At 46.9% G+C, this 13799-nt stretch carries 6 protein-coding genes, 20 tRNA genes and 3 rRNA genes; 2 read left to right on the top strand and 27 right to left on the bottom strand.

Going from position 1 to position 13799, the window contains the following annotated elements; genetic code table 11:
• Positions 1-51: 51 nt before the first annotated feature.
• From menB to I858_RS05905, 4 genes are read right to left on the bottom strand one after another with little or no spacing between them, the layout of a single operon-like run.
• A complete protein-coding gene (gene menB / locus I858_RS05920) occupies positions 52-870 on the bottom strand; it encodes a 1,4-dihydroxy-2-naphthoyl-CoA synthase (protein ID WP_065524399.1) in 819 nt (272 codons plus the stop codon).
• Positions 867-1694, bottom strand: a complete 828-nt coding sequence (gene menH, locus I858_RS05915) for a 2-succinyl-6-hydroxy-2,4-cyclohexadiene-1-carboxylate synthase (protein ID WP_065524400.1) — start codon at positions 1692-1694, stop codon at positions 867-869. Before menH ends, menB begins: the two co-directional genes overlap by 4 nt.
• Positions 1691-3391, bottom strand: coding sequence for a 2-succinyl-5-enolpyruvyl-6-hydroxy-3-cyclohexene-1-carboxylic-acid synthase (gene menD / locus I858_RS05910; protein ID WP_065524401.1), 1701 nt, complete (start codon positions 3389-3391; stop codon positions 1691-1693). Before menD ends, menH begins: the two co-directional genes overlap by 4 nt.
• The gene (locus I858_RS05905; protein WP_065524402.1) at positions 3378-4769 is read right to left on the bottom strand and encodes an isochorismate synthase; all 1392 of its coding nucleotides are present in this window, start codon (positions 4767-4769) and stop codon (positions 3378-3380) included. Before I858_RS05905 ends, menD begins: the two co-directional genes overlap by 14 nt.
• A gap of 171 nt (positions 4770-4940) precedes the next feature.
• Here I858_RS05905 and I858_RS05900 point away from each other — a divergent pair, with 171 nt between their 5' ends.
• Together I858_RS05900 and I858_RS05895 are read left to right on the top strand one after the other, a co-directional pair.
• Positions 4941-5852, top strand: a complete 912-nt coding sequence (locus tag I858_RS05900; protein WP_065524403.1) for a 1,4-dihydroxy-2-naphthoate polyprenyltransferase — start codon at positions 4941-4943, stop codon at positions 5850-5852.
• A 129-nt stretch (positions 5853-5981) separates the two neighbouring features.
• Positions 5982-6947, top strand: coding sequence for a DMT family transporter (locus tag I858_RS05895; RefSeq protein WP_065524404.1), 966 nt, complete (start codon positions 5982-5984; stop codon positions 6945-6947).
• A gap of 12 nt (positions 6948-6959) precedes the next feature.
• On the opposite strand, the gene I858_RS05890 is transcribed toward I858_RS05895, so the two are convergent.
• From I858_RS05890 to I858_RS05780, 23 genes are all read right to left on the bottom strand, one after another.
• A tRNA-Glu gene (locus I858_RS05890) sits at positions 6960-7031 on the bottom strand.
• 6 nt (positions 7032-7037) lie between these two features.
• Positions 7038-7128 (bottom strand) — tRNA-Ser (locus I858_RS05885).
• Between the two features lie 4 nt (positions 7129-7132).
• A tRNA-Asn gene (locus I858_RS05880) sits at positions 7133-7207 on the bottom strand.
• Position 7208: 1 nt separating this feature from the next.
• A tRNA-Ile gene (locus I858_RS05875) sits at positions 7209-7285 on the bottom strand.
• Positions 7286-7297: 12 nt separating this feature from the next.
• A tRNA-Gly gene (locus I858_RS05870) sits at positions 7298-7370 on the bottom strand.
• 6 nt (positions 7371-7376) lie between these two features.
• A tRNA-Phe gene (locus tag I858_RS05865) sits at positions 7377-7452 on the bottom strand.
• A 17-nt stretch (positions 7453-7469) separates the two neighbouring features.
• Positions 7470-7545, bottom strand: a tRNA-Asp gene (locus I858_RS05860).
• 3 nt (positions 7546-7548) lie between these two features.
• A tRNA-Met gene (locus I858_RS05855) sits at positions 7549-7625 on the bottom strand.
• A 46-nt stretch (positions 7626-7671) separates the two neighbouring features.
• A tRNA-Ser gene (locus I858_RS05850) sits at positions 7672-7764 on the bottom strand.
• A gap of 15 nt (positions 7765-7779) precedes the next feature.
• Positions 7780-7856, bottom strand: a tRNA-Ile gene (locus I858_RS05845).
• Positions 7857-7864: 8 nt separating this feature from the next.
• A tRNA-Met gene (locus I858_RS05840) sits at positions 7865-7938 on the bottom strand.
• A gap of 21 nt (positions 7939-7959) precedes the next feature.
• Positions 7960-8035: transfer RNA gene (locus I858_RS05835), tRNA-Ala, on the bottom strand.
• Between the two features lie 6 nt (positions 8036-8041).
• Positions 8042-8118 (bottom strand) — tRNA-Pro (locus I858_RS05830).
• 27 nt (positions 8119-8145) lie between these two features.
• A tRNA-Arg gene (locus tag I858_RS05825) sits at positions 8146-8222 on the bottom strand.
• 31 nt (positions 8223-8253) lie between these two features.
• Positions 8254-8342: transfer RNA gene (locus I858_RS05820), tRNA-Leu, on the bottom strand.
• Between the two features lie 24 nt (positions 8343-8366).
• Positions 8367-8441, bottom strand: a tRNA-Gly gene (locus I858_RS05815).
• Positions 8442-8446: 5 nt separating this feature from the next.
• Positions 8447-8531 (bottom strand) — tRNA-Leu (locus tag I858_RS05810).
• Between the two features lie 21 nt (positions 8532-8552).
• Positions 8553-8628, bottom strand: a tRNA-Lys gene (locus I858_RS05805).
• Positions 8629-8639: 11 nt separating this feature from the next.
• Positions 8640-8715, bottom strand: a tRNA-Thr gene (locus I858_RS05800).
• A gap of 7 nt (positions 8716-8722) precedes the next feature.
• A tRNA-Val gene (locus tag I858_RS05795) sits at positions 8723-8798 on the bottom strand.
• A 10-nt stretch (positions 8799-8808) separates the two neighbouring features.
• Positions 8809-8924, bottom strand: a 5S ribosomal RNA gene (rrf, locus tag I858_RS05790).
• A gap of 138 nt (positions 8925-9062) precedes the next feature.
• A 23S ribosomal RNA gene (locus tag I858_RS05785) occupies positions 9063-11994 on the bottom strand.
• Between the two features lie 209 nt (positions 11995-12203).
• A 16S ribosomal RNA gene (locus I858_RS05780) occupies positions 12204-13752 on the bottom strand.
• The 16S, 23S and 5S rRNA genes sit together here with 20 tRNA genes alongside, the layout of an rRNA operon.
• Between the last annotated feature and the right edge of the window lie 47 nt (positions 13753-13799).

Genomic DNA, 13799 nt, shown 5'->3' with positions numbered 1-13799 from the left:
TTCTTCAAAAAAAGCTGTCCCCAGAGAGGACAGCTTTCAATTATTCTATAATCATGGAAAACGTGGGAATTGACCAAAGTCCGGTTTGCGTTTTTCTTTAAATGCATCGCGTCCTTCTTTTGCTTCGTCTGTTGTGTAATACAATAGCGTTGCGTCTCCAGCCATTTGCTGCAATCCAGCAAGACCGTCTGTATCAGCATTCATCGCTGCTTTTACAAAACGAAGTGCAGTCGGGCTCATTTCAAGCATTTCCTGACACCATTGAACCGTTTCGTCTTCTAACTGTTCAAGAGGTACTACTGTGTTCACTAAGCCCATGTCAAGTGCTTCTTGTGCGTCGTATTGACGGCATAAGTACCAAATTTCACGTGCTTTCTTGTGACCAATAATACGTGCCAAGTAACCAGAACCGTAGCCAGCGTCAAACGATCCAACACGTGGACCTGTCTGACCAAAGCGCGCGTTGTCTGCTGCAATCGTCAAGTCACAAACAACGTGCAAGACGTGTCCGCCGCCAATTGCATAACCTGCAACCATTGCGACAACTGGTTTTGGAATAACACGGATTAAACGTTGTAGATCTAAAACGTTCAAACGTGGAATGTCATCTTCTCCAACATATCCGCCATGTCCACGTACAGATTGGTCGCCACCTGAACAAAAAGCTTTTTCGCCTTCACCCGTTAAAACAATAACGCCAACATCTGCATTATCGCGTGCACGTGAAAATGCATCGATTAATTCGTGTACCGTTTTCGGACGGAATGCGTTGCGCACTTCCGGACGATTGATAGTAATTTTAGCAATACCGTCAAAAATTTCATACTTAATGTCTTCATATGTACGTTCTGTAATCCACTCGCGTGTCATGATTTTCCTCCTTGATAGTTCAAAGTTAAGTACTCTCTTACTATTGTAGCAAACTCAGCAGATTTTTCCACATGTATTGCATGGCCCGCATCAATTGTTTTATGTATTGCATGAGGCAAATGCGTTAACATCTTTTGTGCAATTGCTTCAAACTTTACATCCAAACGCCCCGTTATTAATAAAACCGGTATAGGCAACTCTTCTAGCTTTTGCCAATAAGACTGTTGGGTACCTGTCCCCATACCGAGCAAGCTATTCGCAAGTCCGACTGGATGCTGCGCCAATCGTTCTTCACGTACGGCTTGTTGCACTCTTTCAGGCAACGATTTTTGACTCACAAACAACGCGTTGTTTTCCCAAGCATCCACGAAATGAACGAGTCCATTTGCCACAATCCGCTTGGCAAGACTTGCATCATTTATTCGGCGGTCTTGTCTTGCTTGTTCATTTTCAAGTCCAGGCGACGCACTTTCAAGCACAAGGCTCGTCAAGCGCTCTGGGTAATGACAAGCAAAAGCAAGAGCTATACGCCCGCCCATTGAATACCCAACAAGCGTAAAACGATCCAATGCTAATTGCTTAAACAATGCATTCAAATCTTTTAGCTGACGCTCCATTGAATAAGCCTCAAACTCTTCTGGACTGGATGACTTACCGTGACCAATTAAATCAATCAAAATGATTTTTACATCTGACCACTTTTCGATAACTGAATGCCACGTTTTCGTACTTCCAGTAAAGCCATGCAAAAACACAACCGTTTCTGTTTTTTCAGGATTCTCTACTTCGATATGATAAAAAATGCCATCGACTTCTAGTTTCACTGCTTAGCCAGCTCCTCATCAAAACAGCTCCACAATTTACGGTGCGTCGTGACGTTGTTTTTACGATCGGTGAACACTTCAACTATCTTCACTGATGCTGTTTTTGGTTCATCTAATGCGGAGGCAAATTGTTCTACCGTTTCAGCAACCAAATATTGCGCGTCGTACATTTTCGCAGCATTGCTAAATGTCAAACCTGTGGGTGTACCAAACAATTCTTCAAAATAGCGTTCTTCTTGAGACTGTGGCAAATAAGAGAAGATGCCGCCACCATCATTATTCATAATGACAATTGTCAAATCCGTCTCTTGCATTTTGGACGCAATCAATCCGTTCATATCATGCAAAAATGACAAATCGCCAATATACAAATAAGCTGGACGCTGTTTTGCTGCTTGCACGCCAAACGCCGTTGAGACAACCCCGTCAATGCCATTAGCTCCACGGTTCGCATAAAGCATAATATCCCGCTCGGTCGCTTGGAAATACGTATCTACATCACGGATTGGCATACTGCTTCCCACGATTAAATCACATTGATCCAATCGGTCGAAAAGGACTTTTGCCAATACCCCTTCATCTAGTTCATTTTGGCAATGCTTCGCTACCACTTGCCAATATAACCGAGATGCTTGTGTCCACTTTTTGCGGTATGCATTTGGTGGTTTTGATTCTAGTGGCACTTGCCATAACCCATGTTCAGTTGCTTGGATATGATGAGTTGCGACCGATTGCGGGTCACGTAACATGGGGCTTTCGTCAAACACCACATAGGTTTCTGGTTGAATAGCTGCTAAAAACAAACTCAAAGGTTTCGAAACCGGTTGTGGACCAACGCGTATCACTACATCCGGCGTCACGTTTTCTTTAAACTGTGTGCTTTTTAGCAATGCATCATAGGAATCGATAATGAACTTTTTGGCTGACTGTGGCACATTCCCGCGTAAGTTAGATAGTGGATCTGCCAAAACTGGCCAATCTAATTTCTCAACAAAAGTCCAGAATTCATCGGGCAACTTTTGAGTTTGTTCTCCAACAATCAACAACCCTTTTTCTTTTTTAAAAAGTTGTTGTAAAAACAAGCTACTGTCATCACTTAAAGTGAGCTCTCCCCCAAAATGAGAAATTTCTCGATTACTTTCGTAGTGTTGTTCAAAATCAATACGCAGTGGCTCTCGAAATGGCACGTTTACATGAACCGGTCCTTTCGGATTAGTCAGTGCATTTTGCAAAGCGCGATGCAAATGGCGTGTTAAAAATGCCAACTGATTTTCCGTTTCCGGCATTGGCAAATCCGTTGACCATTTGACATGCCCACCAAATAAATGGACTTGGTCGATAGCTTGGGGAGCTCCAACTTCTCGTAACTCATGTGGACGATCCGCTGTAACAACGAACAAAGGCATGCGTGCGTAATATGCTTCAACAATTGCCGGGAAATAATTAGCGGCGGCTGTTCCTGATGTGCAAAGAAGCATAACAGGTTTTCCAGAAGCTTTAGTTAAGCCGAGCGCAAAATAAGCAGCTGAACGTTCATCAATTTGACGATAAGTTGTTAAACCTTCTTGCTTCATACAAGCATAAGCAAGCGGTGTAGAACGCGAACCTGGACTAATGACAACATCTTTAACTCCTTGCTCAACTAATGAATGAGTAAATGCAGAGACGTATTCAGTTAATACTTCAAGATTCGTCACTCAATTGACCTCCCAATGCCCGGAGCATCGGTCTAAATTTAACCCATGTCTCGTCATACTCTGATTCAGGTGTTGAATCGGCTACAATTCCACCACCTGCATATAAATATGCTTTTTCATCATCTAGTAAAGCGGAACGAATGGCCACAGCAAACTCCCCATTACCTTCTGTGTCAATCCACCCGATTGGTGCCGCATAATAGCCTCGGTTCATTGCTTCGTACTCACGAATCAACGCCAAAGCTTCTAACTTCGGCTCACCTCCAAGTGCCGGCGTCGGGTGAAGTAATTCCACCAAATCAAACAAGGTAGAACTGACATTTAAATTTCCTTCAACCGGTGTATACAAATGCTGGATATCTCTTATTTTCATTAATTTTGGCACTTTGGGCACGATTAATTGGCTACAAGTTGCTTTGAAAACTTCACTAATCATACTAACCACATATTGATGTTCAGCTCGATTTTTAGGATCTTGCAGCAAAGCTTCGCCTAGCTCTGTATCCTTTTCAATGGTTTTTCCACGAGGCGTAGACCCAGCCAAACAAGTAGACAAGGCTCTATCGTTTTCTACTTTAACAAGTCTTTCAGGTGTTGCACCAAAGAAAAATTGTTCTTGTGCTTCCAGCCCAAATAAAAAGCTTTCTGGCTGTTCATTTGATACTTGATACAAAGCTGAAGTTGGCGAAAATTTTTCTTCAAATCCTAGCTTCACCGTGCGTGCAATGACTACTTTTTCAACTTCTTTAGCGTTAATAATAGTGGTGATGCGCTCAATCGAATCCATGTACTCTTGTTTTCTCAGCTCGATCCGTTCAGTCACTACTGGTTTGTCGTATTGATCTACTTCTAAAACTTGCGCAGCATGAATCAATTTATCTCTTTTTTTGCGCAACACGTCAAACTCTTTAAAACTCTCTTGCGCTTTAGTGATCAAGTGGATACTAATAAATGCTTGTTCCCCTTTTAAAACCAACTGAAAAGTAGGCACTGCAAAATAAGCTTGTGGAAATCTTCTCCACTCGCTAGGTTTGGTATTCAATGGATCAAATGAAAATCCACCAAATAAAACAGGATGTACTGATTGCTCTTCATTGACGATTTGACGACTCAAATTTTTCCAATCTTTTTTTATTTTATCGAATCTTCCTGTTGTCTCATTTGTTGATAGCACATGTGCATGCCCAATTCCAACGAGTGTAAATGTCTTTTCACGATTTTTCCAAAACATACGTTTACCTGTATAGTCATTTCCACCAGCTTCAAAAAATGCTAATGCAGACATATGTGTAACTTCAATTGTTTCAGTATAAAAGCGATACCCTTCAAACTGGGTTGCCGCAAATTGCTGGATCGATGAAGACGATTCTGAATTCACCTAATTACCTCCGTTTTATGACAATAGTTTTATTTGGTGCTGCAACTGTCTCACTTTTTCATCCCTACCTTCTATCATACTCTTTTCTACTAAAATCAGCACATCATTTGCTGTATTCCAGACTATTTTAAAGTACAATGAAGAGTGGAAAGAATTAAAGGAGAGAGAGATATGACACATTCATTACAAGCAGATAGCGGATGGCGAGTTTGGTGGCAATTAACTCGCCCTCATACACTGACGGCATCTTTTGCCCCCGTATTCCTAGGAACAATGATTGCTTTACATTATGCCGTAATTGACTGGATTTTATTCTTAGCAATGTTGGTGGCAAGCTTATTAATCCAAGCAGCGACAAATATGTTCAATGAGTATTACGATTTCGCTAGAGGTCTAGACAACGAGAACTCTATCGGAATTGGAGGCGCTATCGTACGAAACGGAGTCAAACCTAAAACTGTCTTAGCATTAGCGTTAGTGTTTTACGGAGTTGCCGCAGTTATCGGAATCTATATTTGTTCACAAACAAGCTGGTGGCTACTAGTTGTAGGTGCTGTTGCAATGGGGATCGGCTACTTTTATACCGGTGGACCTTATCCCATTGCCTACACACCTTTTGGCGAACTTTTCTCTGGCGTAGTCATGGGCTATTTAATTGTAATTATTGCTTTCTATATTCAAACAGGTGTGGTTACACTTGAAGCTTCGATGCTTGCAGTTCCAAGTACCTTACTAGTAGCCGCTATCATGCTGGCTAATAACATTCGCGATATTGTGGGCGACGAAGAAAGCGGACGCAAAACACTTGCCATTTTGGTCAAACGACCAGCAGCTGTCAATATTCTTATGTGGTTTTTCATTCTATCCTACGCATGGATTGTTATTCTTATCATAGTAGGGATGTTGACACCGTGGGCTTTATTAGTCTTGATTAGTGTCATTAAACCTATTAAAGTCGTTCAAATCTTTAAACGTTTTACAGAACCTTTAAAAGTAATGCCTGCGATGAAAGACACTGGTAAAACAAATACATTCGTGGCTTTTTTACTTGGAATTGGGTTACTGATTGATTACCTTCTATAATAGAGACAAACAAAAAAGGATTTCAAGTGAAATCCTTTTTTGTTTGTCTAAAATAATACTTTGAAGAACAGTTAATTACAAGTTATAGTAAATGAACAATTCTAAATTTTCAATCGAGGAGGATATATTGTGAAACCGATCATCATTGGCATTATCGCAGCTTTTTTCTTCGCATTCACTTTTGTACTCAACGCCACGATGGAAGCTGGCGGCGGAAGTTGGATTTGGAGTGCTTCTCTTCGATACCTCTTCATGATTCCTTTTTTACTTTTGATTGTTATTTCAAGAAAGAACTTAAAACCCCTGTTACAAGAAATGAACAAAAACAAAAGAGCATGGACCTTATGGAGTTTTATTGGATTTGGTTTATTCTATGCTCCACTATGTTTTGCAGCAGCCTATTCCCCTGGCTGGCTCATTGCAGGAACATGGCAAATTACCATAGTCGCTGGTACATTACTGGCTCCCTTATTTCTCATTACCATACATAGTAATAAAGGAACTACTCAACTAAGAGGAAAGATTCCTGTTAAAAGCTTGATGATTTCTTTTATCATATTAACAGGTGTCAGTTTAATGCAACTTGAACACGTAGCAACTGTTTCTTCTTCAACGCTTTGGTTTGGTTTTATCTCTGTGATTCTCGCGGCTTTTGCATATCCATTAGGAAATAGAAAAATGATGGATATATGTGGAGGTAGGTTAGATGCTTATCGGAGGGTTTTGGGCATGACATTAGCTAGTCTACCTTTTTGGTTCGTACTATCATTATACGGGCTTGTTACTGTAGGTGGACCTACTGCTTCACAAAGCTTACAAACTTTAATTGTAGCGATCAGTTCCGGTGTAATTGCAACAGTACTCTTCTTTAAAGCTACTGATCTAGTCAGAGAAGACATGCAGAAACTAGGAGCGGTGGAAGCGACCCAATCAATGGAGGTTTTATTTGCATTAGCAGGAGAAGTCCTTTTCTTGTCAATTGTCTTGCCTTCAAGTCTAGCAATAATCGGGATTTTCATTGTAATGCTTGGCATGATTCTTCACAGTTTTAATTCTAGTAAAACGAAAAAAAGTGTTATGCAATTAAATGCATAACACTTTTTATAATGACCCCTACGGGATTCGAACCCGTGTTACCGCCGTGAAAGGGCGGTGTCTTAACCGCTTGACCAAGGGGCCAAATACTGGCGGAGAAGGAGGGATTTGAACCCTCGCGCCGGTTGCCCGACCTACACCCTTAGCAGGGGCGCCTCTTCAGCCACTTGAGTACTTCCCCAGTATGGCTCCGAAGGTAGGACTCGAACCTACGACCATCGCATTAACAGTGCGGTGCTCTACCACTGAGCTACTTCGGAATGGTGGGCCTAAATGGACTCGAACCATCGACCTCACGCTTATCAGGCGTGCGCTCTAACCAGCTGAGCTATAGGCCCATATGTATATAATGGAGCGGGTGGGGGGAATCGAACCCCATCATCAGCTTGGAAGGCTGAGGTTTTACCACTAAACTACACCCGCATAAAATGGTGGGTCAGGACGGAATCGAACCGCCGACACTTAGAGCTTCAATCTAATGCTCTACCGACTGAGCTACTGACCCACTTTATTTATTAAAAATGGCGGTCCCGACCGGGATCGAACCGGCGATCTCCTGCGTGACAGGCAGGCATGTTAACCGCTACACCACGGGACCAATTGGTTGCGGGGGCAGGATTTGAACCTGCGACCTTTGGGTTATGAGCCCAACGAGCTACCGAACTGCTCCACCCCGCGACAATATTATAATGTTAAAGAAAATCGTCCACACATTTTAAAAATATGGAGGAGGAAGAGGGATTCGAACCCCCGCGGGATTTGACTCCCCTGTCGGTTTTCAAGACCGATCCCTTCAGCCAAACTTGGGTATTCCTCCGAGATAAAATACATATGGTGGACCTTGCAGGACTCGAACCTGCGACCGGACGGTTATGAGCCGTCTGCTCTAACCAACTGAGCTAAAGGTCCTAAAAAAGTGGCGGCAGAGGGGATCGAACCCCCGACCTCACGGGTATGAACCGTACGCTCTAGCCAGCTGAGCTACGCCGCCGGGATCTTTACTGTAAAAAATTGGTGGAGCCTAGCGGGATCGAACCGCTGACCTCCTGCGTGCAAGGCAGGCGCTCTCCCAGCTGAGCTAAGGCCCCATTGTTTGGTCGGGAAGACAGGATTCGAACCTGCGACCCCTTGGTCCCAAACCAAGTGCTCTACCAAGCTGAGCTACTTCCCGAACTTGAGATGCTGGATGTAAAAATTATGGTGCGCCCGAGAGGACTCGAACCTCTAACCGCTTGATTCGTAGTCAAGTACTCTATCCAATTGAGCTACGGGCGCATATGATGCTATTCACTGTTTTGTGAAAAGATGGTGCCGAGGACCGGAATCGAACCGGTACGGTAGTCACCTACCGCAGGATTTTAAGTCCTGTGCGTCTGCCAGTTCCGCCACCCCGGCTTAGGGTCGATAAAGATTAAAAATTGGAGCGGAAGACGAGGTTCGAACTCGCGACCTCCACCTTGGCAAGGTGGCGTTCTACCACTGAACTACTTCCGCAAAAATGGTGCGGGTGAAGGGAGTCGAACCCCCACGCCCGAAGGCGCTAGATCCTAAGTCTAGTGCGTCTGCCAGTTCCGCCACACCCGCGTGGCAATTATTAAATTAAAATGGTGAGCCATGAAGGATTCGAACCTTCGACCCTCTGATTAAAAGTCAGATGCTCTACCAGCTGAGCTAATGGCTCATTTACATGAGTGGTGCCGGAGAAAGGAGTCGAACCCTCGACCTACTGATTACAAGTCAGTTGCTCTACCAACTGAGCTACTCCGGCAAAAAAATGGTGGAGGATGACGGGATCGAACCGCCGACCCTCTGCTTGTAAGGCAGATGCTCTCCCAGCTGAGCTAATCCTCCAATATGTATTGCCCAGCGACGTCCTACTCTCACAGGGGGAAACCCCCAACTACCATCGGCGCAAAAGAGCTTAACTGCCGTGTTCGAGATGGGAACGGGTGTGGCCTCTTTGCCATCATCACTGGACTATTTTTTTGAAAGACAAGGTTTAGTATACCAGTACTCCTGGTATTTTCAAGCTTTTTTTCAAAAACTTGTACTTATTCTTTCAAAACTGGATAAACGACAGGTGAAACAAATCGTGCATGATTCGCGTACAGTTTGTTGGTTAAGTCCTCGATCGATTAGTATTCGTCAGCTGCACGTGTCGCCACGCTTCCACCTCGAACCTATCTACCTCATCGTCTTTGAGGGATCTTACTTGCTTGCGCAATGGGAAATCTCATCTTGAGGGGGGCTTCGTGCTTAGATGCTTTCAGCACTTATCCCGGCCACACATAGCTACCCAGCGATGCCCTTGGCAGAACAACTGGTACACCAGCGGTGTGTCCATCCCGGTCCTCTCGTACTAAGGACAGCTCCTCTCAAATTTCCTGCGCCCGCGACGGATAGGGACCGAACTGTCTCACGACGTTCTGAACCCAGCTCGCGTACCGCTTTAATGGGCGAACAGCCCAACCCTTGGGACCGACTACAGCCCCAGGATGCGATGAGCCGACATCGAGGTGCCAAACCTCCCCGTCGATGTGGACTCTTGGGGGAGATAAGCCTGTTATCCCCGGGGTAGCTTTTATCCGTTGAGCGATGGCCCTTCCATGCGGAACCACCGGATCACTAAGCCCGTCTTTCGACCCTGCTCGACATGTACGTCTCGCAGTCAAGCTCCCTTCTGCCTTTACACTCTGCGAATGATTTCCAACCATTCTGAGGGAACCTTTGGGCGCCTCCGTTACTCTTTAGGAGGCGACCGCCCCAGTCAAACTGCCCGCCTGACACTGTCTCCCAAGCCGATCAGGCTTGTGGGTTAGAATTTCAATACAACCAGGGTAGTATCCCACTGACGCCTCCGCCGAAGCTGGCGCTCCGGAATCTAAGGCTCCTACCTATTCTGTACAAGTTGCACCAAAATTCAATATCAGGCTACAGTAAAGCTCCACGGGGTCTTTCCGTCCTGTCGCGGGTAACCTGCATCTTCACAGGTACTATAATTTCACCGAGTCTCTCGTTGAGACAGTGCCCAGATCGTTACGCCTTTCGTGCGGGTCGGAACTTACCCGACAAGGAATTTCGCTACCTTAGGACCGTTATAGTTACGGCCGCCGTTTACTGGGGCTTCAATTCGCACCTTCGCTTGCGCTAAGCACTCCTCTTAACCTTCCAGCACCGGGCAGGCGTCAGCCCCTATACGTCACCTTACGGTTTTGCAGAGACCTGTGTTTTTGCTAAACAGTCGCCTGGGCCTATTCACTGCGGCTCTCTCGGGCTATTCACCCTACCAGAGCACCCCTTCTCCCGAAGTTACGGGGTCATTTTGCCGAGTTCCTTAACGAGAGTTCACTCGCTCACCTTAGAATTCTCTTCTCGCCTACCTGTGTCGGTTTGCGGTACGGGCACCTCCCGCCTCGCTAGAGGCTTTTCTTGGCAGTGTGAAATCAGGGACTCTGAGGTAAACCTCTTGCCATCACAGCTCAACGTATCAGGAATGGGATTTGCCTCATTCCACGCCTCACTGCTTGGACGTGCACAACCAACGGCACGCTCTCCTTATCCTTCTGCGTCCCCCCATTGCTCAAACGGCGGGGAGGTGGTACAGGAATATCAACCTGTTGTCCATCGTCTACGCCTATCGGCCTCGACTTAGGTCCCGACTAACCCTGAGCGGACGAGCCTTCCTCAGGAAACCTTAGGCATTCGGTGGACGGGATTCTCACCCGTCTTTCGTTACTCATACCGGCATTCTCACTTCTAAGCGCTCCACCAGTCCTTCCGGTCTGACTTCAACGCCCTTAGAACGCTCTCCTACCACGGATCTCCGAAGAGATCCATCCACAGCTTCGGTAATCCGTTTAGCCCCGGTACATTTTCGGCGCAGTGTCACTCGACCAGTGAGCTATTACGCACTCTTTAAATGATGGCTGCTTCTAAGCCAACATCCTGGTTGTCTAAGCAACGCCACATCCTTTTCCACTTAACGGATATTTGGGGACCTTAGCTGGTGGTCTGGGCTGTTTCCCTCTTGACTACGGATCTTATCACTCGCAGTCTGACTCCCAAGCATAAATCACTGGCATTCGGAGTTTGTCTGAATTCGGTAACCCGGGATGGGCCCCTAGTCCAAACAGTGCTCTACCTCCAGGATTCTCTATCTTGAGGCTAGCCCTAAAGCTATTTCGGAGAGAACCAGCTATCTCCAGGTTCGATTGGAATTTCTCCGCTACCCACACCTCATCCCCGCACTTTTCAACGTGCGTGGGTTCGGGCCTCCAGTAAGTGTTACCTTACCTTCACCCTGGACATGGGTAGATCACCTGGTTTCGGGTCTACAACTACATACTCTATCGCCCTATTCAGACTCGCTTTCGCTGCGGCTCCGCCTTCTCAGCTTAACCTTGCATGTAATCGTAACTCGCCGGTTCATTCTACAAAAGGCACGCCATCACCCATTAACGGGCTTTGACTACTTGTAGGCACACGGTTTCAGGATCTATTTCACTCCCCTTCCGGGGTGCTTTTCACCTTTCCCTCACGGTACTGGTTCACTATCGGTCACTAGGAAGTATTTAGCCTTGGGAGATGGTCCTCCCAGATTCCGACGGAATTTCACGTGTTCCGCCGTACTCAGGATCCACTCTGGAGGGGAAGGGTTTTCGGCTACGGGGCTGTTACCCGCTGTGGCGGACCGTTCCAGGTCGCTTCGCCTAATCCTTCCTTTTGTAACTCCGTATAGAGTGTCCTACAACCCCAAGAGGCAAGCCTCTTGGTTTGGGCTGATCCCGTTTCGCTCGCCGCTACTCAGGGAATCGCATTTGCTTTCTCTTCCTCCAGGTACTTAGATGTTTCAGTTCCCTGGGTCTGCCTTCTCATGTGCTATAGATTCACACATGGATCCTGTCCCATTAAAGACAGGGGGTTCCCCCATTCGGAAATCTCCGGATCATCGCTCACTTACAGCTCCCCGAAGCATATCGGTGTTAGTGCCGTCCTTCTTCGGCTCCTAGTGCCAAGGCATCCACCGTGCGCCCTTTCTAACTTAACCACTGGTTAATTAAAAAGTTGTGGCAACATGTGCCACGCGTACTTTGAATCCATGTTTCATTTGTTTCAATGTCGTTTTATCCAGTTTTCAAAGAACAAGTCTGAAAGTCACAAAAAAAGGCGTTGCCGCCTGAAGATGAACCTTCAAAACTGAACGCAAAACGTCAACCCCGGAGCGCCTAAGGCGCCCGGTTCCGAATTTATCCTTAGAAAGGAGGTGATCCAGCCGCACCTTCCGATACGGCTACCTTGTTACGACTTCACCCCAATCATCCGTCCCACCTTCGGCGGCTGGCTCCACAAGGGTTACCTCACCGACTTCGGGTGTTACAAACTCTCGTGGTGTGACGGGCGGTGTGTACAAGGCCCGGGAACGTATTCACCGTGGCATGCTGATCCACGATTACTAGCGATTCCGGCTTCATGCAGGCGAGTTGCAGCCTACAATCCGAACTGAGAACGGTTTTCTGGGATTAGCTCCCCCTCGCGGGTTGGCAACCCTTTGTACCGTCCATTGTAGCACGTGTGTAGCCCAGGTCATAAGGGGCATGATGATTTGACGTCATCCCCACCTTCCTCCGGTTTGTCACCGGCAGTCACCTTAGAGTGCCCAACTAAATGCTGGCAACTAAGATCAAGGGTTGCGCTCGTTGCGGGACTTAACCCAACATCTCACGACACGAGCTGACGACAACCATGCACCACCTGTCACCACTGTCCCCGAAGGGAAAAGTGTATCTCTACACCGGGCAGTGGGATGTCAAGACCTGGTAAGGTTCTTCGCGTTGCTTCGAATTAAACCACATGCTCCACCGCTTGTGCGGGCCCCCGTCAATTCCTTTGAGTTTCAGCCTTGCGGCCGTACTCCCCAGGCGGAGTGCTTAATGCGTTAGCTGCAGCACTAAGGGGCGGAAACCCCTAACACTTAGCACTCATCGTTTACGGCGTGGACTACCAGGGTATCTAATCCTGTTTGCTCCCCACGCTTTCGCGCCTCAGCGTCAGTTACAGACCAGAAAGTCGCCTTCGCCACTGGTGTTCCTCCACATCTCTACGCATTTCACCGCTACACATGGAATTCCACTTTCCTCTTCTGTACTCAAGTTCTCCAGTTTCCAATGACCCTCCACGGTTGAGCCGTGGGCTTTCACATCAGACTTAAAGAACCGCCTGCGCGCGCTTTACGCCCAATAATTCCGGACAACGCTTGCCACCTACGTATTACCGCGGCTGCTGGCACGTAGTTAGCCGTGGCTTTCTGGTGAGGTACCGTCAAGGTGCCAGTAGTTACTTGGCACTTGTTCTTCCCTCACAACAGAGTTTTACGATCCGAAAACCTTCGTCACTCACGCGGCGTTGCTCCGTCAGACTTTCGTCCATTGCGGAAGATTCCCTACTGCTGCCTCCCGTAGGAGTCTGGGCCGTGTCTCAGTCCCAGTGTGGCCGATCACCCTCTCAGGTCGGCTACGCATCGTTGCCTTGGTAGGCCATTACCCCACCAACTAGCTAATGCGCCGCGGGCCCATCCTGCAGTGACAGCCGAGACCGTCTTTCCGTGCAGCCTCAGGAGAGGCCGCAAACTATTCGGTATTAGCACCGGTTTCCCGGAGTTATCCCGATCTGCAGGGCAGGTTGCCCACGTGTTACTCACCCGTCCGCCGCTAAACCAAAGGAGCAAGCTCCAATGGTTCCGCTCGACTTGCATGTATTAGGCACGCCGCCAGCGTTCGTCCTGAGCCAGGATCAAACTCTCCATTATAGAGAACATTTGACTGCTCTAGTTGTTGCTGGCACCATCCGAAGATG

The organism is Planococcus versutus (assembly GCF_001186155.3).
Taxonomy (GTDB): domain Bacteria; phylum Bacillota; class Bacilli; order Bacillales_A; family Planococcaceae; genus Planococcus; species Planococcus versutus.
The sequence above is the reverse complement of the archived record's forward strand: the minus strand, read 5'-3'. Positions and strand labels throughout refer to the sequence as shown.

What these genes read in the sequence shown, in the direction of transcription:
- menB (WP_065524399.1), bottom strand. Translation starts at nt 870, where the DNA reads ATGACACGCGAGTGGATTACAGAACGTACATATGAAGACATTAAGTAT.
- I858_RS05900 (WP_065524403.1), top strand. Translation starts at nt 4,941, where the DNA reads ATGACACATTCATTACAAGCAGATAGCGGATGGCGAGTTTGGTGGCAA.